We start from the raw sequence: 21,589 nt of genomic DNA on the forward strand, positions 1-21,589 counted from the left end.
ACGGCCAAGGCCGGGAGTCTAGCTCCCAACCTTGGCCAAGCGGCTTCACTTGCTGACGCTGACGCCGTAGAACTCGTTCAACCCGAAGGGGCTGATCTTGTAGTCCTGGACTTCCTTGCGCATCGGCATATAGACCGTGGAATGCGCGATGGGCGTCATGGGCACCTGCTGCTTGAGCACCTGCTGGGCCTGCTCGTAGAGCTTGGTGCGTTCGCCCTGGTCGGTCACGCGCTTGGCCTTGACCACCAGGTCCTCGAACGGCTGGTAGCACCAGCGGGAGAAGTTGTTGCCGCCAATGGCCTTGCAGCCGAAGAGGGTCGCCAGCCAGTTGTCCGGGTCACCGTTATCGCCGCTCCAGCCGATCAGCATGATGTCCTGCTCACCGCTCTTAGAGCGCTTGATGTACTCGCCCCATTCGTAGCTGACGATCTTGGTCTTGACGCCGATCTTGGCCCAGTCCTGCTGCAGCATTTCCGCCATCAAACGAGCGTTGGGGTTGTAGGGGCGCTGCACCGGCATGGCCCAGAGGGTGAGCTCGGTGCCTTCCTTGAAGCCGGCTTCCTTGAGCAGGGCCTTGGCCTTTTCCGGATCGTAGGGCGCGTCCTTGATGGACTTGTCGTAGGACCACTGGGTCGGCGGCATGCTATTGACCGCTACCTGGCCAGCGCCCTGGTAGACGGCATTGATGATGGCCTCCTTGTTGACGGCCATGTCCATGGCCTGGCGCACCTTGAGCTTGGTCAATTCGCCATGCTCGACGTTGTAGGAGATATAACCCAGGTTGAAGCCCGGCTGCGACGGCAGCTTAAGGTTCGGATCCTTCTTCAGGCCATCCAGGTCCGCCGGACGCGGGTAGACAGTGATCTGGCATTCACCGGCCTTGAGTTTCTGCATCCGCACCGAAGGATCGGTGTTGATGGAGAAGATCAGGTTGTCCACTTTGGGACCATCGACCTTGTCCCAGTAGTCCGGATTGGCCTTGTAGCGGATCACCGCATCCTTCTGGTAGCGGCTGAACACGAAGGGGCCGGTGCCGATAGGCTTCTGGTTGATCTCGGCCGCCTTGCCGGCCTTGAGCAGCTTGTCGGCGTACTCGGCCGACTGGATCGACGGGAAGGGCATCGCCAGATTTTGCAGGAAGGCGGCATCCACTTCGTTGAGGGTCATGCGCACCGTGTGGTCGTCGACCTTTTCCACCTTGGCGATGTTCTGGTCGAGGCCCATGTCGGTGAAGTAGGGGAATTCGGTGGGGTAGGCCTTACGGAACGTATTGTTCTTGTCCAGCATGCGCTGGAAGGTGAACAGCACGTCATCGGCATTGAACTCGCGAGTCGGCTTGAAGTAGTCCGTGGTGTGGAATTTCACGCCCTTGCGCAGATGGAAGGTGTAGACCTTGCCGTCTTCGCTGATGTCCCAGCTTTCCGCCAGACCCGGCTTGACCTGGGTGCCGCCGCGCTCGAACTGGGTCAGCTTGTTGAAGATGGTTTCCGCCGACGCATCGAAGTCCGTGCCGGTGGTGTATTGCGCCGGATCGAAGCCGGCCGGGCTGCCTTCGGAGCAGAACACCAGGTTGGTCGCCTGGGCCAGGGGTGCGCCGGCCAGCAGACCGGAAGCGAAGAGGGCAGCGAGTACGTTCTTGTGCATGGAGACCTCATGTCGGGGACGGCGCAACACGATGTGGCGTTGCGAAACAGAATGCCGGTGTCTTGTGGACAAATGAGCCCACATGCACAGCTTATGCCCATGTCCATAGCTCAGGCGAGCTATTGACCCAAGGTGACCCAAACACAAAACAGATGTCGCAAAGATGTAAGACGAGGTGTCGCAACTAGAAATCGGTGCGCACCAAAGGTGCGCACCGAGACAGCATTGTTACTTTTCTGCACTAGATCAGGGCATCTGTACTTCGATGGTACCGCCTGCCGTCACTTCGACAGTGGTCGTGCCCGGGGCGACGTCAGGGGTCACGGCATCACTGGCGGCCTTCATCGCCGACATGCGCAGCATCGGCAGCGGCTGGGGAACACCGCTGGTGCCCAGGTCCAGATTGACGATGCGATAGCCCGAGCCACCCAGGGCCTCGGTGGCCAACTGGGCGCGTGCCTTGAAGGCGGCCACGGCGTCCTTGAACAGGGCGTCCTCCTGCTGCTTGCGGGTGCCGTCGGCGATGGTGAATTGCAGATTGCCCATCTTCAGGCTGCCCAGCAGTTCGCCGGTCAGCTTGGACAGGGCGGCGAAATCGGCGCTTTCCAGGCGCAGTTCACCGCGCTCGCGCCAGGCGTTGATCGCCCGGCCCTGATCTTCGTAGACCGGATAGGTGTTGCGATTGCCCAGAGAGACATCCACGCCTTTGACCTTGCGTGCCTGTTCCAGGGCCGCGTTGAGGGTCTTGGTGGTGTCGCTGGCCAGGGCCGCCGGATCCTGGCCCTGGCTTTCGGTATAGAGCATGACCTGCATGCGGTCGCGCGGCACTTCACGACTGACCTCGGCCCTCAGGCTGATCTGGTTGTAGCGCGGTTCGTCGGCCTGGGCGCCGGTGGCGAGCAGGGCACTGAACAGGGCGGCGCCCAGCGCGAGCGGGCGTAGGGAAGGGGTCATGGTGTTCTCCTGATTGGCGGTACGACAGCGGTGTGACCTCAGACCCGCCGGTTGGTGCGTCGCTTTGCCGCGTCGGCGGCTGAGGGCGAACGGCTCTCGCTATAATGGCGAGTCTGCTCTGACGGGCAGGCCCGCCAGGGGCTGCCGTCTCGATCGTTTCTTGCGCCTGGAACCTCGCATGTTCTCCTTGCCCGTTCAATGGTTGTCCGCCAATCGCCAGAATCTCGGGCGCCTGGTGCTTATCCGCGTGCTGGTGCTGGCCGCCCAGGCTGGCTCGGTCGGCATCGCCCGGCTGTCGGGCATCGTCCAGCTGCCCTGGACGGCCCTGGCCATCACTCTGGGCGTCTCCGCGGTGCTCTGCCTGTTCGCCGCCCTGCGGCTGACCCGCCCCTGGCCGGTCACCGAGCAGGAATATGCCGCGCACCTGGGCTGCGACCTGGCCATCCACAGCGCCCTGCTGTATTTCGCTGGAGGTCCGACCAACCCCTTCGCCTCCTATTACCTGGTGCCCCTGACCATCGCCGCGGCCACGCTGCCCTGGCTCTACACCCTGGTGCTGGCGGCCCTGACCCTGGTGGTCTTCTCGCTGATGCTGCTCTCCTACGAGCCGCTGCACCTGCTGGTGGCCAACGACGGTGCGGTGCTCAGCTACGGCATGTGGCTGAGCTTCGCCCTGTCCGCCGCCGTCATCACCCTGTTCGTCGCGCGCATGGCCACCGCCCTGCGCGAACAGGAAAATCTGCAGGCCCAGCGCCGCGAGCAAGCCATGCGCGACCAGCAACTGCTGGCGGTGGCCACCCAGGCCGCCGGTGCCGCCCACGAACTGGGCACGCCGCTGTCCACCATGAGCGTGCTGCTCAAGGAATTACAGCAGGAGCATGCCAATCAGCCGACCCTGAGCGAGGACCTCAAGCTGTTGCAGGCGCAGGTCGGCCAGTGCAAGCAGACCCTGCAGCAACTGGTGCGCGCCGCCGAGGCCGACCGCCGACAGACGGTGCAGGAACAGACCGCCGTGGAGTGGCTGGAGGCGACCATGGATCGCTGGCACCTGATGCGCCCGGAAGCCAGCTACAGTTTCGAGGTGGTGAGTCTGGGCACGCCGCCGCGGCTGACGCCGCCGGTCGAACTTACCCAGGCGCTGCTGAATCTACTCAACAATGCCGCCGACGCCTGCCCGGAAAACCTGGCCATCCGTCTGCACTGGGATGCTCGCGAGCTGTGCCTGTCGATCCGTGACCATGGCGCCGGCGTGCCTCTGGCCATCGCCGAGCAGCTGGGCAAGCCCTTCTTCACCACCAAGGGCAAGGGCTTCGGCCTGGGCCTGTTCCTCAGCCAGGCCAGCGTCACCCGCGCCGGTGGCACGGTGAAGCTCTACAATCACGAAGAAGGCGGCACCCTGACCGAATTGCGCCTGCCGCGGCACTACGCCCTGGCGTGAATGCCTGGAGAATTCTATGACTGACGACCTCAACAGCGGTTTCGACGACCAGCCCCATATCCTGCTGGTCGACGACGACCCTACCTTCACCCGGGTGATGGCCCGCGCCATGGACCGTCGCGGCCTGCGCGTGTCCATCGCCGACAGCGCCGAAGAAGGCCTGCAGCTAGCCAAGGACGACCTGCCGGACTACGCCGTGGTCGACCTGAAGATGGAAGGCGACTCGGGCCTGGTGCTGCTGCCCAAGCTGCTGGAATTGCATCCGGACATGCGCGTGGTCTTGCTGACCGGCTATTCCAGCATCGCCACCGCCGTGGAAGCCATCAAGCGCGGCGCCACCAACTACCTGTGCAAGCCGGCCGACGCCGACGACGTCCTGGCTGCCTTGCTCGCCCAGCACGCCGATCTCGACACCCTGGTACCGGACAATCCCATGTCGGTGGATCGCCTGCAGTGGGAGCACATCCAGCGGGTACTGTCCGAGCACGAAGGCAACATCTCGGCGACCGCCCGCGCCTTGGGCATGCACCGCCGTACCCTACAGCGCAAGCTGCAGAAGCGCCCCGTACGCCGCTGAACGAGCCTCATCGTCCACGCGCCATGGACGATGAGTGTTACATTGTTTCAGTCAGAATTCGTTCAGGCTTTCCGGCATAGGCTGTGCAGGCGTCTCGTTGAGCAGTCCTTGAGAGTCCGAGCATGTCCGAATCCGCCGTACCCGTGCCCTCCGTCTACGGGGCTTCCCGTGGGCATTTCCTGGCCCGCGTCTGGGCCCTGATCACCCCCTACTGGCGCAGTGAAGAGAAGGGCAAGGCCTGGCTCCTGCTGTCCGTGGTCATCGCCCTGTCCCTGGCCGGGGTCGGTCTGTCGGTGGCCCTGAACACCTGGTATCGCTACTTCTACGATGCCCTGCAGAATCGCGATCTGGCCGCCTTCATCCGGCTGATGCTGTACTTCTGCGGCCTGGCGACCACCGCCATCCTGCTGGCGGTGTACCGGCTGTACCTGACCCAGGCGCTGACCATCAACTGGCGGCGCTGGCTGACCGAAAAGCACTTCGGCCTCTGGCTGTCCGATCGCAATTACTATCAGCTGGAACGCGAGGGTGGTGCCGACAACCCCGACCAGCGCCTCACCGAAGACATCCGCGACTTCGCCGACACCACCCTGAGTCTGGGCCTGGGCTTCATCCGTACCGTGGTCAGCCTGGTGTCCTTCAGCATCATCCTGTTCGGCATCTCCGGCGACATCACCCTGTTCGGCATCACCATCCCGGCCTATATGTTCTGGGCCGCGCTGATCTACGCCACCATCGGCACCTGGCTGACCCACCTCATCGGCCGTCGGCTGATCGGCCTCTATAACCAGCAGCAGCGCTATGAGGCCGACCTGCGCTTCGGCCTGATCCGCGTCCGCGAAAAGGCCGAGAGCGTGGCGTTGTTTCGCGGTGAAGCCAACGAGCACCAGCGCCTGCTGGAGCGCTTCGGCTATGTCTGGGGCAACTACCACCTGGTGATGAACTACACCAAGCGACTGACCTTCTTCACCGCCGGCTACAGCCAGATCGCCATCATCGCCGGCTTCGTCCTGGCGGCGCCGCGTTACTTCTCCGGCAAGATCCAGCTGGGCGATCTGATGCAGATCAACTCGGCCTTCGGCAATGTCCAGGAAAGCCTCAGCTGGTTCGTCGACGCCTACGTCAGCCTGGCCGGCTGGCGCGCCGTCTCCGACCGTCTGCTGACGTTCCGCGAGGCCATGGCCGAGTTCAGCCAGGAGACCGACATCCTGGTGCCCCATGCCAGTGACAGCGACCTGGTTTTGGAAGGGCTTTCCCTGGGTGCCGCCGGCCGGTTGCTGCTGCACCCCACCGATCTGCGCGTCGCCCGTGGTGAGCACCTGCTGATCGAAGGCGCTTCGGGCAGCGGCAAGAGCACCCTGCTGCGCGCCCTGGCCGGACTCTGGCGGCAAGGGCAGGGCGGTATCGCCGTACCGCCGGGGCGTCAGCTGTTCCTGCCGCAGCAACCCTATCTGCCCATCGGCACCCTGCGTGAAGCCCTGGCCTATCCGCAGCCGGCGGATGCCTATTCCGACGAGCGCCTGGCCGAGGTGCTGCATCAATGCCGCCTCGATCACCTGCGCGAGCACCTGGACGAAGCCCGTCATTGGGAGCGCACCCTGTCGCCGGGCGAGCAGCAGCGCGTGGCCCTGGCGCGGGCGCTGCTCTATGCCCCCGACTGGCTGTTCCTCGATGAAGCCAGCTCGGCATTGAGCGAAGCGGACGAACGCGCCCTTTACGAACGCCTGCTGAGCGAGAATCCCGGCCTTACCCTGGTCAGCGTCGGCCATCGTCCGAGTCTGCGCGCCTACCACCGCCGCCACCTGCTGCTGGAGGGACAAGAACTGCGTCCTAGAGCGGTTGGCGAAGTGCCTTGATATGGACTAAGCGGTCTAAATCGGGCGTTTTGGGGAAGGTGGGTGCTATGATTCCGGAGTTACTTCAATTGGTACGAAAATCCATGTCAGCACCCACCGTATCCCGCCCCCGAAAAAGACCCCGTAGCCTGGCAGAAGAGGTCGTCGGGGTGCTGATTCAGCAGATCGGCGATGGCCAGTTCCAGCCCGGCGACAAGCTTCCCACTGAGTCGGCCATCATGCAGGCCCAGGGCGTGAGCCGCACCGTGGTGCGCGAGGCCATTTCCCGACTGCAGGCCGGTGGCTATGTGGAGACTCGCCACGGCATCGGCACCTTCGTGCTGGAGCGGCGCCCCGAGTCGCCGCTGCCGATCGATCCAGCCACCATCACCACCCTCAAGGACGTGCTGGCGATGCTCGAATTGCGCATCAGCCTGGAAGTCGAAGCCGCCGGTCTGGCCGCCCAGCGCCGCTCGGCCGAGCAACTGCAGGCCATGTGGGCATTGCTGGAAGCCATGCGCACCGGCGTCGAAGAGCCTGATCGCGCGGTGAGCGCCGACCTGGAGCTGCACCTGCTGATCGCCAGCTCGACCGGCAATCGCTATTTCAGCGACATCATGAGCTACCTGGGCACGGTGCTGATTCCCCGGACCCGCCTCAATTCCGCCTATCTCGCCCACGATGACCAGCAGCTCTACCAGCGTCGTCTGGATGCGGAGCACGAAGCCATCGTCCAGGCCATCGAAGACGGCAACTTGGAAGCGGCTCGCGCCGCCATGCGACTGCACCTGAGCAACAGTCGCGAGCGTCTGAGACGCGCTCACGAAGAAATGGAGCGTCAGGCGGAAGAGGTCTGAAATAGGGCTGGAGCGTCTTAAGAGGCATTTTTCTGGTTGGGGCTTGCCCCTTCCATAAAAGAGGTTGTACGATGACTTACAACAGGTAGCGGACCTGCCGCACCTTAGTCCAACCTATGCCGAGGCACTCAAGATGACTCCACAAGAACTCAAACACGTCCTCTCTTCCGGTCTGCTGTCCTTCCCGCTGACCGACTTCGATGCCAACGGCGACTTCCGTCCCGACACCTATGCCAAGCGCCTGGAGTGGCTGGCCCCCTATGGCGCGACCGCGCTGTTCGCCGCCGGCGGCACCGGTGAATTCTTTTCCCTGGAAGCCAGCGAATACAGCGGCATCATCAAGACCGCCGTGGATACCTGCCAGGGCAGCGTACCGATCCTCGCCGGTGTCGGTGGCTCCACCCGCCAGGCCATCGCCTACGCCCAGGAAGCCGAGCGTCTGGGCGCCAAGGGTCTGCTGCTGCTGCCGCACTACCTCACCGAAGCCAGCCAGGACGGCGTGGCCGCCCATGTCGAAGCCGTCTGCAAGTCGGTCAAAATCGGTGTGGTGGTCTACAACCGCAACGTCTGCCGCCTGCAGCCGCACCATCTGGAGCAGCTGGCCGAGCGCTGCCCGAACCTGATCGGCTACAAGGACGGCCTGGGCGACATCGAGCTGATGGTCGCCATCCGCCGCCGCCTGGGTGATCGCTTCAGCTACCTGGGTGGCCTGCCCACCGCGGAAGTCTATGCCGCCGCCTACAAGGCGCTGGGCGTGCCGGTCTATTCCTCGGCCGTGTTCAACTTCGTGCCCAAGACCGCCGTGCAATTCTACGAAGCCATCGCCCGTGACGATCATGAGGCGGTCGGCAAGCTGATCGACGACTTCTTCCTGCCGTACCTGGAAATCCGCAACCGTTGCGCCGGCTATGCCGTCAGCATCGTCAAGGCGGGCGCCAAGATCGCTGGCTACGACGCCGGTCCCGTGCGTACCCCGCTGACCGATCTCAAGCAGGACGAATACGAGCAACTGGCGGCACTGATGGACAAGCTCGGTCCGCAATAACCACAGTTATCCAAGAGCGGCCTCACGGCCTCTCTTCCTGTTGCACAACCCGCGTCCAGTCTCTTGGTCGCGGGCTTTTTTTTGTCCGCTTTACCTGAGTGCGGCGGGGTTTAAGGGGCGTTAGGGTGTGGGTGCCACGCTGGATTACCCACCACGCCCCGATCCTGGAAAGGGTAGGGCGGCACCTGCCCATCCGTGCAAGGTGCAGCCAGAGAATCCCGCCATGAGCGCGGCCCTGTTGTGTCTGGCACTTACCACGCCGCCTGTGCGCGCCGCCCTGGCCCAGGCAATCAGGTCGGCGCAGCCGTGAGGATTCCGCCATGCCAAGAGGCGCTTCGACGTGCAGCGCGCGGTGGCCGGACTACCCGGCTTGTCGAGCCTAGCGCAATGGTCAGTCCAGGCTGCGGATGCTGACCTTGGAGGTGCCATCGGCCACCATGTCGAGGCGATCGGCCGCACTGCGTGACAGGTCGATCACCCGGCGACGCACCGTCGGGCCGCGATCATTGATGCGGACCACCACGCTGCGACCGTTGGCCAGATTGGTGACCTGGACCCGGGTGCCGAAGGGCAGGGTGCGGTGGGCCGCGGTCAAGGCGTTGGGATCGTACTTCTCGCCGCTGGCGGTGCGGCGACCGGCGTGCCACTTGGAGTAGAAGGACGCCATGCCGGTGTCCTGATAGTCATGGGCCGCGCTGGAGGATAGCGTGGGTGGGAAGCTTTCCTGACTGGCGCAACCGGCGAACAGCAGGACCAGCGACAGCAGTCCGGCACGGTGGATCCGATGCATCTCGATGCCTCCTGGCAAAACGACCGGCAGCAGCTTAAGGCGTCGGACCGAGGCTGTCAGCCCAGGTCCGTAACCCCGTGCGACTGCCGTCAGCCTTCCAGTTTCTGCTTGAGCAACTGGTTGACCTGGCCGGGGTTGGCCTTGCCCTTGGAAGCCTTCATCGCCTGGCCGACGAAGAAGCCGAACATCTTGCCGCGCTTGGCTTCGTCGCTGGCGCGGTATTGCTCGACCTGGGCGGCATTGGCCGCCAGGACCTCGTCCAGCATGGCCTCGATGGCGCCGCTGTCGGTGACCTGCTTGAGGCCCTTGGCTTCGATGATGGCATCGGCGCTGGTGCCTTCGCCGGCGGCCAGGGCTTCGAACACCATCTTGGCGATCTTGCCGGAGATGGTGTCGTCCTTGATGCGCAGGATCAGGCCGCCCAGCTGGGCCGCGCTCACCGGTGCCTGGGCGATGTCCAAGTCCTGCTTGTTGAGCAGGCTGGACAGGTCGCCCATCACCCAGTTGGCGGCCAGCTTGGCATCGCCGCTCACCCGCTGGACCTCCTCGAAGTAGTCGGCCAACTCACGGCTGGCGGACAGCACGCTGGCGTCATAGACCGACAGGCCGTATTCGTTCTGGAAGCGATCACGCTTCTCGGTCGGCAGCTCGGGCAGCTGGCTGCGCACCTCGGCCAGGAAGGCCGGCTCGATCACCACCGGCAAGAGATCGGGGCAGGGGAAGTAACGGTAGTCGTTGGCTTCTTCCTTGCTCCGCATGGAGCGGGTCTCGTCCTTGTTGGGGTCGTACAGGCGGGTTTCCTGCACCACCTTGCCCCCGTCCTCGATCAGTTCGATCTGGCGCTGAACCTCGTGGTTGATGGCCTTTTCGATGAAGCGGAAGGAGTTGACGTTCTTGATCTCGGCGCGGGTGCCGAAGGCTTCCTGACCCTTGGGGCGCACCGAGACGTTGCAGTCGCAACGCAGCGAGCCTTCGGCCATGTTGCCGTCGCAGATGCCCAGGTAGCGCACCAGGGCATGGATGGCTTTCACATAGGCCACGGCTTCCTTGGCGCTGCGGATGTCCGGCTCGGAAACGATTTCCAAGAGCGGCGTACCGGCGCGGTTCAGGTCGATGCCGCTCATGCCGTGGAAGTCTTCGTGCAGGCTCTTGCCGGCGTCTTCTTCCAGATGCGCTCGGGTGATGCCGATGCGCTTGACTGTGCCATCTTCCAGGGTGATGTCCAGGTGGCCCTTGCCAACGATGGGATGATCCATCTGGCTGGTCTGGTAGCCCTTGGGCAGGTCCGGGTAGAAGTAGTTCTTGCGCGCGAAGATGTTGCGCTCGGCGATCTCGGCATCGATGGCCAGGCCGAACTTGCAGGCCATGCGCACGGCCTCGGCGTTGAGCACCGGCAGGGTGCCGGGCATGCCGAGGTCGACCAGGCTGGCGTGGGCGTTGGGCTCGGCGCCGAAACTGGTGGCGCTGCCGGAGAAAATCTTCGATTGGGTGCTGAGCTGAGCGTGGATCTCAAGCCCGATCACGGTTTCCCATTGCATGTCTCTATCCTTCCTCAGAAGCCGCTCGGCGCCTGGCGATGCCAGTCGCTGCCCTGCTGGTACTGGTGGGCGACGTTGAGTAGCCGGCCTTCCTGGAAATAGTTGCCGAGCAGCTGCACGCCCACCGGCAGGCCGTCGACGAAGCCGGCCGGCATCGACAGGCCGGGGATGCCGGCGAGGTTGGCGGCGATGGTGTAGAGGTCTTCGAGGTAGGCGGAGACCGGATCGTTGCTCTTCTCGCCGAGTTTCCAGGCCAGGTTCGGCGTGGTCGGGCCGAGGATGACGTCGACCTCGGCGAAAGCCGCGACGAAGTCGTTCTTGATCAGCCGGCGGATGCGCTGCGCCTTGAGGTAGTAGGCGTCGTAGTAGCCGGCCGACAGGGCATAGGTGCCGACCATGATGCGCCGCTTCACCTCGGCGCCGAAGCCTTCACCACGGGACCTCTTGTAGAGATCCTCCAGGTTGACCGGGTTCTCGCAGCGATAGCCGAAGCGCACGCCGTCGAAGCGCGACAGGTTGGAGCTGGCCTCGGCCGGGGCGATGACGTAGTAGGCCGGGATCGCGTGCTGCAGCGTGGGCAGGGAGATGTCCTTGACGGTGGCGCCGAGCTTTTTCAGCGCCTCGACCACGGCCAGCACCTTGTCACCGATGCGGGCATCCAGCCCGGCGCCGAAGTATTCCCGCGGCAGACCGATGCGCAGGCCGCTCAACGGCTGCTGCAGGGCCGCCTGGTAGTCGTCCACCGGCTGGTCGACGCTGGTGGAGTCCTTGGGGTCGAAACCGGCCATGGCCTGCAGCAGCAGGGCGCAATCCTCGGCAGTGCGCGCCAGCGGGCCGCCCTGATCGAGGCTGGAGGCGTAGGCGATCATGCCCCAGCGCGAGACGCGGCCGTAGGTGGGCTTGATGCCGGTGAGGTTGGTGAGGGCCGCCGGCTGGCGAATCGAGCCACCGGTGTCGGTGCCGGTGGCGGCCGGCAGCAGGCGCGCGGCCACGGCCGCGGCGGAGCCACCGGAAGAGCCGCCCGGTACCCGGGTGACGTCCCAGGGATTCTTCACCGGACCGTAGTGGCTGGACTCGTTGGCCGAACCCATGGCGAATTCGTCCATGTTCAGCTTGCCGAGGGAGACGGCGCCCGCTGCGGCCAGCCGCTCCACCACGGTGGCGTCATAGGGCGCCTTGAAGCCGGTGAGGATCTTCGAGCCGCAGCTGGTGAGCACCCCCTGGGTGCAGAACAGGTCCTTGTGGGCGAGGGGCGCACCGAGCAGGGCACCGGTCTCGCCCGCGGCGCGGCGGGCGTCGGCGGCGCGGGCCTGGGCCAGGGCCGCATCGGCGGTCACGGTGATGAAGCTGTTGAGCTGGGGATCGAGTTGCTCGATCCGCTGCAGCAGGCCGCGGGTCAATTCCTCGGCGGAAAAATCCTTCGCGGCCAGGGCGGCGGCGATCTCGGTCAGGGTCAGCTGATGCATGTCGTGTCTCACTCGATCACCTTGGGAACCAGGTACAGGCCGGCTTCCACGGCCGGGGCGATGGCCTGGTAGGCCTCGCGCCGGTCGCCTTCGGTGGCCTGGTCGGGGCGCAGGCGCTGGGTGGCTTCCAGCGGGTGGGCGAGGGGGGCGATACCCGTGGTATCCACGGCCTGCATCTGGTCGACGAGGCCGAGGATGTCGTTGAGGGTAGCGGTGGTAGCGGCGAGATCCGCTTCATCGAGACCCAGACGGGCCAGGTGAGCGATCTTTTCGACGTCGGTGCGTTCGAGCGCCATCGGCTTCTCCAAGCAGGAAGGCGGCGTGACCCGGTTGGCGGCCGCGTATGCTGGAGACGGGCTGGGCGGGTCGGGCGCCGCGTTGAACAGGGGCTTAACGGCCCGGAAAAGCTCTCAATCTAGCATATCGGCGCCTTGCCCTAAATCCCTGCGATTGTTAGAGTCTGCCGCACTTTTTTACCCGCACGTTTGTCCTGTCGCGTGCCTGCTTGTCACCGCCTAGGGTCACCTCATGTTCAAGAAATTGCGTGGCATGTTCTCCAGCGATCTGTCGATCGACCTGGGAACCGCCAACACCCTGATTTATGTCCGCGAGCGTGGCATCGTGCTCAACGAGCCGTCCGTCGTCGCCATTCGTACCCATGGCAACCAGAAGAGCGTCGTCGCCGTCGGTACCGACGCCAAGCGCATGCTCGGTCGGACGCCGGGCAACATTTCCGCCATTCGCCCGATGAAGGACGGTGTCATCGCCGACTTCAGCGTCTGCGAAAAGATGTTGCAATACTTTATCAACAAGGTGCACGAGAACAGCTTCCTGCAGCCCAGTCCGCGGGTGCTGATCTGTGTGCCCTGCAAGTCGACCCAGGTCGAGCGTCGCGCCATTCGCGAATCCGCGCTGGGCGCCGGTGCCCGCGAGGTGTTCCTGATCGAGGAGCCCATGGCCGCAGCCATCGGCGCCGGTCTGCCGGTCGAGGAAGCCCATGGTTCCATGGTCGTCGACATCGGTGGCGGCACCACCGAGATCGCGCTGATCTCGTTGAACGGCGTGGTCTATGCCGAATCCGTCCGCGTCGGCGGTGATCGCTTCGACGAAGCCATCGTCACCTACGTGCGTCGCAACTACGGCAGCCTGATCGGCGAATCCACCGCCGAGCGCATCAAGCAGGAAATCGGCACCGCCTATCCGGGCGGGGAGGTCCGCGAGATCGACGTCCGTGGCCGCAACCTGGCCGAAGGCGTACCGCGCAGCTTCACCCTCAATTCCAACGAGGTGCTCGAAGCCATGCAGGAATCCCTGGCGACCATCGTCCAGGCGGTCAAGAGCTGCCTGGAGCAGTCGCCGCCGGAACTGGCCTCCGACATCGCCGAGCGCGGTCTGGTGCTGACCGGTGGTGGCGCCCTGCTGCGCGATCTGGACAAGCTGCTGTCGCTGGAAACCGGGCTGCCGGTGATCGTCGCCGAAGACCCGCTGACCTGCGTGGCTCGTGGCGGCGGCAAGGCGCTGGACATGATGGATCGCCACGCCATGGACCTGCTGTCCACCGAATAAGGCAGTTCCAGGCTACAGGCCCCGCTCCGGCTGCCCCTGGCGGCCGGAGCGCTGGGCGCGTTCTGCGAGGAACTCACCATCAAGCCGATTTTCAGCAAAAGCCCGGCGCTGGGCATTCGTCTGCTGATCCTGGCCGCCCTTTCGGTGGGTGTCATGGTCACCGACGCGCGCTTCGACTACCTGAAACCGGTACGCAGCGAACTGGCGCTGGTCCTCTCGCCCCTCTATGAGGTGGCGGGCTTTCCCCTGCGCGCCTGGGAAGGCGTCAGCGATCAGTTTTCCAGCCGCACCGAGCTGATGGCGGAAAACGAGCGTCTCAAGGCCGAACAGCTGCTGCTGCAACGCCGCCTGCAGAAACTCGCCGCCCTCACCGAACAGAACGTGCGTCTGCGCGAACTGCTCAATTCCGCCGCCCTGGTGGATGACAAGGTGCTGGTCGGTGAACTGATCGGCGTCGACCCCAATCCCTATACCCATCGCATCATCATCGACAAGGGCGCGAAGGACGGCGTCTTCGTCGGCCAGCCAGTGCTCGACGCCAGCGGCCTGATGGGCCAGGTGGTGGAAGTGATGCCCTATTCGGCGCGCGTCCTGCTGCTCACCGACGTGACCCACAGCATTCCGGTGCAGGTCAATCGCAACGGCCTGCGCGCCATTGCCGTCGGCACCGGCAACCCCGAGCGCCTGGAACTGCGCTATGTGGCCGACACCGCCGACATCAAGGAAGGCGATCTGCTGGTGAGCTCCGGCCTGGGGCAGCGCTTCCCGGCCGGCTATCCGGTGGCCACGGTATCCAAGGTGATCCACGATTCGGGGCAACCCTTCGCCGTGGTGCGCGCCATTCCCACCGCCAAGCTCAATCGCAGTCGCTACATGCTGCTGGTGTTCAGCGATACTCGCACCCCCGAGCAGCGCGCCAATGACGCTGCCGAGGCGCAGGAAGCCGCGGATCGCCACGCGGCCCAGCGTCCGGCCGCCCCGGCGAATCCGCCCCCGGCCGGGGCCTCGGCCGCGCAACCGGCGGCAGCCAGCGCCACGCCGGCGCCCGCGGCCACCACGGGCAGTCGCACCGCGACCCCCACCAAGCCACCGGCAGCGGCCCAGGGCAGTAGCGCGACTCATCCCGCCACGCCGACCAAGCCTCCGGCGAACGCCAACGGCAGCACCGCTCATCCGGCCACCGCCACCAAGCCACCCGTCCACGGGGCGACCGGTACCCCTGGGCAACCGGCGGCAGGCGGTCAGGCGCCAGGCCGCACTCAGCAACCCGCACCGGAACTGCCGGACGAGGGTGATCGTTGATGGCGCTGCGCATCGGCCACAAGGGGTGGGTAATCTGGCTCACCCTGCTGGTCGGCTTGCTGCTGTCCGTCGCGCCCATGCCGGAATTCATGGAGATCGGTCGCCCGCTGTGGCTGGCCATGCTGCTGACCTTCTGGACCCTGACCCTGCCGCATCGCGTCGGTCTGTTCACCGCCTGGGTGATGGGCATCGCCGAAGACGTGCTCTATGGCAACCTGCTGGGGCAGACCGCCCTGGTGCTGAGTCTGGTGGTGTTCCTCGTCCGTTCCCTGGCGCAGCGATTGCGCGCCTTTCCCATCTGGCAACAGAGCTTCGTGCTGCTGGTGATCTACGGCATCGCCCAGCTGCTGGCACTGTGGCTCAACGCCCTGGCCGGCAGCCGACCTCCAACCCTGGTGTTTCTCACTCCCTCGCTGGTCAGCGCGCTGCTCTGGCCGTGGATCTATCTATTGCTCCGCGGGCTGCGCCTCAGATTCGGCGTCAACTGAACTGGTTTCGCGGGTCCCGGACTGGCATGCTCCCGTCATCTTCCTGTCGTCTGGTCGTCGTCGATGCCCCAGCTCTACCTTGCCTCCGCTTCGCCTCGTCGCGCCGAACTGCTCGAACAGATCGGCGTCGCCTTTCAGAAGGTCGCTGCGGCGGTGGACGAAACCCCCCATCCCGGCGAGGCGGCGGACGCCTATGTCGAGCGCCTGGCGCGGGCCAAGGCGGCGATGGGCTGGCAGGTGCTGGCCGGTGCCTCCGCCGGCTGCGTGCTGGGCGCCGACACCTGCGTGGTGCTCAATGACCAGCTGCTCGGCAAGCCCCGGGATCGCGCCGACGCCCTGGCCATGCTCGCCGCCCTCAGCGGGCGCCGACACCGGGTGGTGACCGGCGTCGCCGTCGCCGATGGCGAGCGCTGCCTGAGTCGCGTCGTATCCGCCGAGGTGGAGTTCCGCCCCCTGGCGCCCGGGGAGGCCGAACGCTACTGGGACACCGGCGAGCCGGCCGACAAGGCTGGCAGCTACGCCATCCAGGGCGCCGGCGCGGTCTTCGTGCGCGGCCTGCAGGGTAGCTACAGTGCCGTCGTAGGGCTGCCGCTGTGCGAAACCGCGGAACTGCTGAGCGCTTTCGCCATCCCTTGTTGGCGGTCTGTCGGACGGCCGACCATCTAGTCCTGAGGCGCCTGGCGCCTTGGTCCCCTTTCTGCCCTTCCACGTCGTCCAAGAGTCCTCCATGAGCGAAGAGATCCTCATCAACATCACTCCCATGGAGTCCCGTGTCGCCGTCGTGGAAAACGGTGTGCTGCAGGAGGTGCACGTCGAGCGCACCCTGAGACGCGGCATCGTCGGCAACATCTATCGCGGCCGGGTGGTGCGGGTGCTGCCAGGCATGCAAGCGGCCTTCGTCGACATCGGCCTGGCCCGCGCGGCCTTCATCCATGCCGCCGAGATCTCCCAGCGCGAAGGCGCGGCGGTAGAGAGCATCAATGCCCTGGTGCGCGAGGGCCAGACCCTGGTGGTCCAGGTCACCAAGGATCCCATCGGTACCAAGGGCGCGCGCCTCACCACCCATCTGTCCATCCCCTCGCGCTACCTCGTCTATATGCCACGCACCTCCCACGTTGGTATCTCGCTGAAGATCGAGGACGAAGCCGAGCGCGAGCGGCTCAAGGCGATCATGGCGCGCTGCGTGGAGAGCGAGGGCATCGAGCACGAAGGCGGCTTCATCCTGCGCACCGCCGCCGAGGCGGCGCGCGAAGAAGACATCCTGGCCGATATCCGCTATCTGCGTCGGCTCTGGCAGCAGATCTCCGGCAACCTCCAGGGGCCGACGCCGGTGCCCATCTACGAAGACCTGACCCTGGCCCTGCGCGCCCTGCGCGATCTGGTCGGGCCGCGCACGGAAAAGATCCGCGTCGACAGCCGCGAGAATTTCCAGCGCATCGGCCAGTTTGTCGAGGAGCTGATGCCCGAGGTGGCGACGCGGCTGGAGCACTATCCGGGCGAACGGCCGATCTTCGACCTCTATGGCGTGGAAGACGAGATCCAGAAGGCTCTGGAGCGCAAGGTGCTGCTCAAGTCCGGTGGCTATCTGGTGATCGATCCCACCGAGGCGATGACCACCATCGACGTCAATACCGGCGCCTTCGTCGGTCATCGCAATCTGGAAGAGACCATCTTCAAGACCAATCTGGAGGCGGCTACCGCCATCGCTCGCCAACTGCGGCTGCGTAATCTCGGTGGCATCATCATCATCGATTTCATCGACATGGAAGACGAAGAGCACCAGCGCCAGGTGATTCGCACCCTGGAAAAGCAGCTCGAACGCGACCATGCCAAGACCAACATCATCGGCATCACCGAGCTGGGTCTCCTGCAGATGACCCGCAAGCGCACCCGCGAGAGCCTTTCCCAGGTGCTCTGCGAGCCCTGCGCCAACTGCCAGGGGCGCGGCATTCTGCGTACCGCCGAGACCATCTGCTACGAGATCTTTCGTGAAATCCTGCGCGAGGCGCGGGCCTACCAGGCCAATTCCTATCTGGTGCTGGCCAACCAGAAGGTGGTGGATCGGCTGCTGGACGAGGAGTCGGGCAACGTCGCCGATCTCGAAGCCTTCATCGGCCGTACCGTCAAATTCCAGGTGGAGACCATGTATTCCCAGGAGCAGTACGATGTCGTGCTGCTCTAGGTCCGCGCCTTGATGGCCCTGTTCAAGCGCGGCGCGCTGGGTCTGGCGCTGCTGCTGCTCGCCCTGGTGACCCTCTATATGGGCCTGGGGCGGCTGCTCATGCCCTGGGTCGGCGAATACCGCAACGAAGTCGAGACGCGCGCCGCCGCTGCCCTGGGCGAACCGGTGCGCCTGGGGCGACTCGAGGGGCGCTGGGCCCGCTGGAATCCGGTGCTGATCCTGCGCGACCTGAGTCTCGGACGCGGCGAAGGTACGGTGCAGCTGGATCATCTCAAGGTGGTGCCGGATGTCCTTGGCAGCCTCTGGCATCGCCAGCTGCGGCTCAAGTCCGTGCAGATCGACGGGGTCCATCTGGTGCTGGAGGAGGATGCCCAGGGGCACTGGCAACTGCGCGGCCTGCCGCCGCGCGCGCCGGATGCCAAGTCCTTCGATCCGGGTCCCGTGCTCGATGGCCTGGCGCGGCTGGGCCATGCCAGTCTGCTGGACAGCCAGCTCAGCCTGATCCCCCAGCAGGGTTCCCCGGTGACCCTGAGGTATGCCGAGGCCAGCCTGTCCCGGCAGCTCAGCGGCGCCCTGGAATTGGCGACGCGTTTCCGCCTGCCCGATGGCGGCACGGTCGCGGCGCACTTCAGCGCCATGCCACGTCCTGAGGACTGGCGCGCCAGTGGGCTGGAAGGCTATGTCAGTTTGCCCGCCAGCGACTGGTCCCGCTGGGTCCCGGGTACCCTGACCCGACAATGGCAATTGCGCCGTGCCCAGGCGGAAGGCGAGCTCTGGTTCGCCTGGGCCGAAGGGCGGTTGCAACGTTCCCACCTGCGCCTGAAGGCGGATGAACTGACCCTCGCCTATGCCGACCATACCCCGGTGCGACTGCAGGCCCTGACCCTGGACGCCGACCAGCAGGTCGGCGACGCCAACCGGTACAACGGGGCTCTGGCGCTCAAGACCCAGCTCGACGGCAAACCGCTGGAGGCACGCTATGGTCTGGGCTATGACAGCGCCCACCAGCACCTGCAGCTCCGTGGCGACCAGCTGGACCTTCGGCAGGCGGCGAGGCTGGCGCGGGATCTGGCGCCCTTGCCGGCGCCGGTGGCCCAGGCGCTCCAGGCGCTGGCGCCCCATGGCCAGCTGCGCAATCTCAACGCCGACTTCTATCCGCAGAAACCACTGCGCGAGCGGCTCTCCTATGCGGCCAACCTGGAGCGGGTGGGCTTTGCCGCCTATCGTGGCGCCCCGGCCGCCGAGGGCGTCACCGGCAGCCTGAGCGGCAGCCTGGGCGGTGGCGAATTGCGCCTGGACAGCTCCGACTTCATGCTGCACCTGAGCGATCTCTTCCCTGAGCCCTGGCGCTATCGCACCGCCAAGGCGCGGCTGACCTGGAGTCTCGACGACCAGCGTTTCACCCTGGGCAGTGCCCTGATGCAGGTCACCGGGCCGGAGGGCGCGGCCAGTGGCGACATGCACATCCAGCTTGGCCTGCATCCGGAGGTGGACAGCTACATGGACCTGCGCGTCGGCCTCAAGGATGGCGACGCCAGCTACACCCGCAAGTACCTGCCCACCAAGCTGCCGGCCACGGATTTCAGCCCGGAGCTGGCCCAGTGGCTGACCACCGCCATCGTCGGCGGCCGCATCGACGAGGCCATCTACCAGTACCAGGGCTCCCTGCGCCACGGCTCGCCCGCGCACTCGCGCACCATGAGTCTGTTCTTCCGCGTGCACGACGCCCAGCTGGCCTATCAGCCCGGCTGGCCCGCCCTGCGCGAGGCGCGTGGAGATGTCTTCATCGAAAGCGACGGGGTCAAGGTCCAGGTCCCCGAGGGACGCATTCTCGACACCCGGGTCAGAGACGTCGAGGCGCGCATCCCGCTGCTGCACGATGGCAGCGCGCCGCACCTGCGTCTCTCCGCCCGACTCGACAGCAGCGTGCGCGATGGCCTGAAGATCCTCCAGGATACGCCGCTGCCGACCGCCAAGGTCTTTGCCGGCTGGAAGGGCGAGGGTGCGCTGAACAACAGCAGCCTGAATCTGGACATTCCCCTGGCCAAGGGGCAGCCACCGGTGGTGGTGGTCGAGCTGACGCCGGACAAGGCGCGCCTGGAACTGGACGATCCCCAACTGACCCTCACCGACCTGCGTGGCAGCTTTCGCTACGACACCCGCAGCGGCCTCAGCGCCCCCGACATCCAGGCGCGGGTCTTCGACCAGCCCATCCGCGGTCAGGCGCTGGCCGAGGGCAAGCCCGACGATCCCCGCACCCGGCTGGTGGTGGACGGCCGCGTTGACGTCGACCAGTTGGCGCGTTGGCTGGGTAGCGAAGGGCGACCCCTTCCGGCGCGTGGCCTGCTCGGTTATCGCCTCGGCCTGACCCTCGCCGAGCACAGCGAACTGGCCGTCACCTCGGATCTGCGCGGGGTGACCATCGATCTGCCGGCACCCTTCGGCAAGAGCGCCGAGGAGACGCGCGAAGGCTTCTTCAGCCTGGCGCTCAACGATGGCGAGCGGCGGGTGGAGGCGACCTACAAGGGCCTCGCCGATGCCGTGCTGATGCTCGATCCCAAGGCCATCGCCAAGGGCCGCGGCGAGATCGTGCTGGGGGGCGGCACCGCCAATTTGCCCACTGCCCCCGGCTACAACCTGCGCGGGCAACTGGCGGAATTCGATCTGGCCGCCTGGCAGGACGTCTACCAGCGCTATGGCAAGGCCAGTGCCGGTGGCGGTGGTAGCGCAGGGCAGGGCGGTGGCAATACCCTGGACATCTCCAGCCTCGGGCGGGGTGATCTCAGCTTCGGGCGCTTCCTGGCCTTCGGTCAGCAGATCGACAACCTGCGCCTCACCTACGAACCCCTGGGTACTGCCTGGCAACTCGGCCTGGCCAGCCAGACCATCGCGGGCCAGGTGCGCATTCCCCGCCAGACCGGGCAGCCGATCGACATCAATCTGCAACACCTGCGCATTCCCCAGACGCCGGCGGATCCCTCGGTAGCAAGCGACGCGCCACGTCCCGATCCCCTGGCCGACGTCGATCCGCGCGCCCTGCCAGCGCTGAATCTGGCCATCGATCGTCTGGAACTGGGTGGTCGCCTGGTCGGCGCCCAGCGCCTGCAGCTCAGGCCTTCGCCGTCAGGCGCCAATTTCAATGCCCTGGATCTCGACCTGCGGGGCCTCAAGGTCATGGGCGCCCTGCGTTGGGAAGGCGCAGCGGGTGCGACCCACAGCTACTACCAGGGACGTCTGTCTGGCGGCAACATCGCCGACATCCTGCTGGGCTGGAATTTCGCCTCCAGCGTCACCAGTCGTGATTTCCGCCTGGATGCCCGGGTCGACTGGCCTGGCTCGCCGGCCCATGTCGCCCTGGCCCGACTCAATGGCAGTCTCGATGCCCGCTTCAACGATGGCCAGCTGCGCCAGGTGGAAGGCACGGCTTCGGCGCTACGCATCTTCGGCCTGCTCAACTTCGAGTCCATCCGCCGCCGCCTGCGCCTGGACTTCTCCGATCTGTTCGGCAAGGGCCTGAGCTACGACAGCATCACCGGCGTGCTCGACGCCCAGCAGGGCGCCTTCCGCACCCGCAAGCCCATCAGCCTAAGCGGGCCGGGTGCCGAGATGAGTCTGCAGGGCCTGCTGGACATGGCCAGCAACCGGGTCGACGCCAACCTCAAGGTCGGGCTGCCGGTCAGCAACTCCCTGCCGCTGGCCGCCCTGATCGCCGGGGCACCCGCCATCGGTGGCGCGCTGTTCATCGTCGATCGGCTGATCGGCGACCGCATCACCCGCATGGCCAGCATCAACTATCACATCGAAGGCCCCTGGCAGAATCCGACCATGACCACGGGCAAGCGCGATTGAGCATTGCCCTGCGGTCGCCCCGCTGCTTAGGATGGACGCTCCCTTCTGGAGTGCCTGC

The 21,589-nt window shown here is 65.7% G+C and carries 17 protein-coding genes; 11 read left to right on the top strand and 6 right to left on the bottom strand.

Translation table 11 applies throughout. The features are described from left to right. Window positions 1-45: 45 nt before the first annotated feature. The gene (locus tag V6W80_RS05930; RefSeq protein ID WP_160923720.1) at window positions 46-1,644 is read right to left on the bottom strand and encodes an ABC transporter substrate-binding protein; all 1,599 of its coding nucleotides are present in this window, start codon (window positions 1,642-1,644) and stop codon (window positions 46-48) included. Between the two features lie 246 nt (window positions 1,645-1,890). Then, entirely contained in the window at window positions 1,891-2,598 is a 708-nt protein-coding gene (locus tag V6W80_RS05935) for an SIMPL domain-containing protein (RefSeq protein WP_064307242.1), read from the bottom strand. Window positions 2,599-2,776: 178 nt separating this feature from the next. Between V6W80_RS05935 and V6W80_RS05940 the strand changes: the two genes are divergently transcribed. The 5 genes from V6W80_RS05940 to kdgD all read left to right on the top strand — a co-directional run bounded on the left by V6W80_RS05940 (window position 2,777) and on the right by kdgD (window position 8,350). Continuing rightward, window positions 2,777-4,036, top strand: coding sequence for an ATP-binding protein (locus V6W80_RS05940; RefSeq protein ID WP_017642393.1), 1,260 nt, complete (start codon window positions 2,777-2,779; stop codon window positions 4,034-4,036). Between the two features lie 16 nt (window positions 4,037-4,052). Then, window positions 4,053-4,613, top strand: coding sequence for a response regulator transcription factor (locus V6W80_RS05945; protein ID WP_017642392.1), 561 nt, complete (start codon window positions 4,053-4,055; stop codon window positions 4,611-4,613). 122 nt (window positions 4,614-4,735) lie between these two features. Further along, entirely contained in the window at window positions 4,736-6,469 is a 1,734-nt protein-coding gene (locus V6W80_RS05950; RefSeq protein ID WP_338546188.1) for an ABC transporter ATP-binding protein/permease, read from the top strand. Between the two features lie 83 nt (window positions 6,470-6,552). Next, a complete protein-coding gene (locus V6W80_RS05955; protein ID WP_026083998.1) occupies window positions 6,553-7,305 on the top strand; it encodes a FadR/GntR family transcriptional regulator in 753 nt (250 codons plus the stop codon). Window positions 7,306-7,438: 133 nt separating this feature from the next. Beyond that, window positions 7,439-8,350 carry a 5-dehydro-4-deoxyglucarate dehydratase gene (kdgD, locus tag V6W80_RS05960; RefSeq protein ID WP_017642389.1) on the top strand — a complete coding sequence of 304 codons (912 nt, stop codon included), beginning with the start codon at window positions 7,439-7,441 and terminating at the stop codon, window positions 8,348-8,350. A 391-nt stretch (window positions 8,351-8,741) separates the two neighbouring features. Here kdgD and V6W80_RS05965 read toward each other — a convergent pair whose 3' ends face one another. The 4 genes from V6W80_RS05965 to gatC form a co-directional block, all read right to left on the bottom strand. Continuing rightward, window positions 8,742-9,140, bottom strand: coding sequence for a septal ring lytic transglycosylase RlpA family protein (locus V6W80_RS05965; protein ID WP_338546190.1), 399 nt, complete (start codon window positions 9,138-9,140; stop codon window positions 8,742-8,744). A gap of 89 nt (window positions 9,141-9,229) precedes the next feature. Continuing rightward, window positions 9,230-10,678: an Asp-tRNA(Asn)/Glu-tRNA(Gln) amidotransferase subunit GatB gene (gene gatB, locus V6W80_RS05970; RefSeq protein WP_338546191.1), complete on the bottom strand. Its 1,449-nt coding sequence runs from the start codon at window positions 10,676-10,678 to the stop codon at window positions 9,230-9,232. A gap of 14 nt (window positions 10,679-10,692) precedes the next feature. Further along, a complete protein-coding gene (gene gatA / locus V6W80_RS05975; RefSeq protein ID WP_338546193.1) occupies window positions 10,693-12,144 on the bottom strand; it encodes an Asp-tRNA(Asn)/Glu-tRNA(Gln) amidotransferase subunit GatA in 1,452 nt (483 codons plus the stop codon). A gap of 8 nt (window positions 12,145-12,152) precedes the next feature. Next, on the bottom strand, window positions 12,153-12,440 hold the full coding sequence (gene gatC / locus V6W80_RS05980; protein ID WP_133859854.1) for an Asp-tRNA(Asn)/Glu-tRNA(Gln) amidotransferase subunit GatC: 288 nt from the start codon (window positions 12,438-12,440) through the stop codon (window positions 12,153-12,155). A 232-nt stretch (window positions 12,441-12,672) separates the two neighbouring features. Between gatC and mreB the strand changes: the two genes are divergently transcribed. The 6 genes from mreB to V6W80_RS06010 all read left to right on the top strand — a co-directional run bounded on the left by mreB (window position 12,673) and on the right by V6W80_RS06010 (window position 21,531). Continuing rightward, complete coding sequence (gene mreB, locus V6W80_RS05985) at window positions 12,673-13,710, top strand: rod shape-determining protein MreB (protein WP_007159533.1); 1,038 nt, start codon at window positions 12,673-12,675, stop codon at window positions 13,708-13,710. Between the two features lie 126 nt (window positions 13,711-13,836). Then, window positions 13,837-15,012 (top strand): rod shape-determining protein MreC, encoded by a 1,176-nt coding sequence (mreC, locus tag V6W80_RS05990; RefSeq protein WP_338547364.1) that lies wholly within the window; start codon window positions 13,837-13,839, stop codon window positions 15,010-15,012. Then, complete coding sequence (gene mreD / locus V6W80_RS05995) at window positions 15,012-15,500, top strand: rod shape-determining protein MreD (protein WP_017642382.1); 489 nt, start codon at window positions 15,012-15,014, stop codon at window positions 15,498-15,500. Before mreC ends, mreD begins: the two co-directional genes overlap by 1 nt. Before the next feature lie 63 nt (window positions 15,501-15,563). Then, the gene (locus tag V6W80_RS06000) at window positions 15,564-16,166 is read left to right on the top strand and encodes a Maf family protein (RefSeq protein WP_338546196.1); all 603 of its coding nucleotides are present in this window, start codon (window positions 15,564-15,566) and stop codon (window positions 16,164-16,166) included. 61 nt (window positions 16,167-16,227) lie between these two features. Then, a complete protein-coding gene (gene rng / locus V6W80_RS06005; RefSeq protein ID WP_017642380.1) occupies window positions 16,228-17,682 on the top strand; it encodes a ribonuclease G in 1,455 nt (484 codons plus the stop codon). A gap of 12 nt (window positions 17,683-17,694) precedes the next feature. Beyond that, window positions 17,695-21,531, top strand: coding sequence for a YhdP family protein (locus tag V6W80_RS06010; RefSeq protein WP_338546197.1), 3,837 nt, complete (start codon window positions 17,695-17,697; stop codon window positions 21,529-21,531). Window positions 21,532-21,589 lie beyond the last annotated feature (58 nt).

The sequence above is a fragment of the Pseudomonas benzopyrenica genome (genome assembly GCF_036884265.1).
Taxonomy (GTDB): Bacteria; Pseudomonadota; Gammaproteobacteria; order Pseudomonadales; family Pseudomonadaceae; genus Chryseomonas; species Chryseomonas benzopyrenica.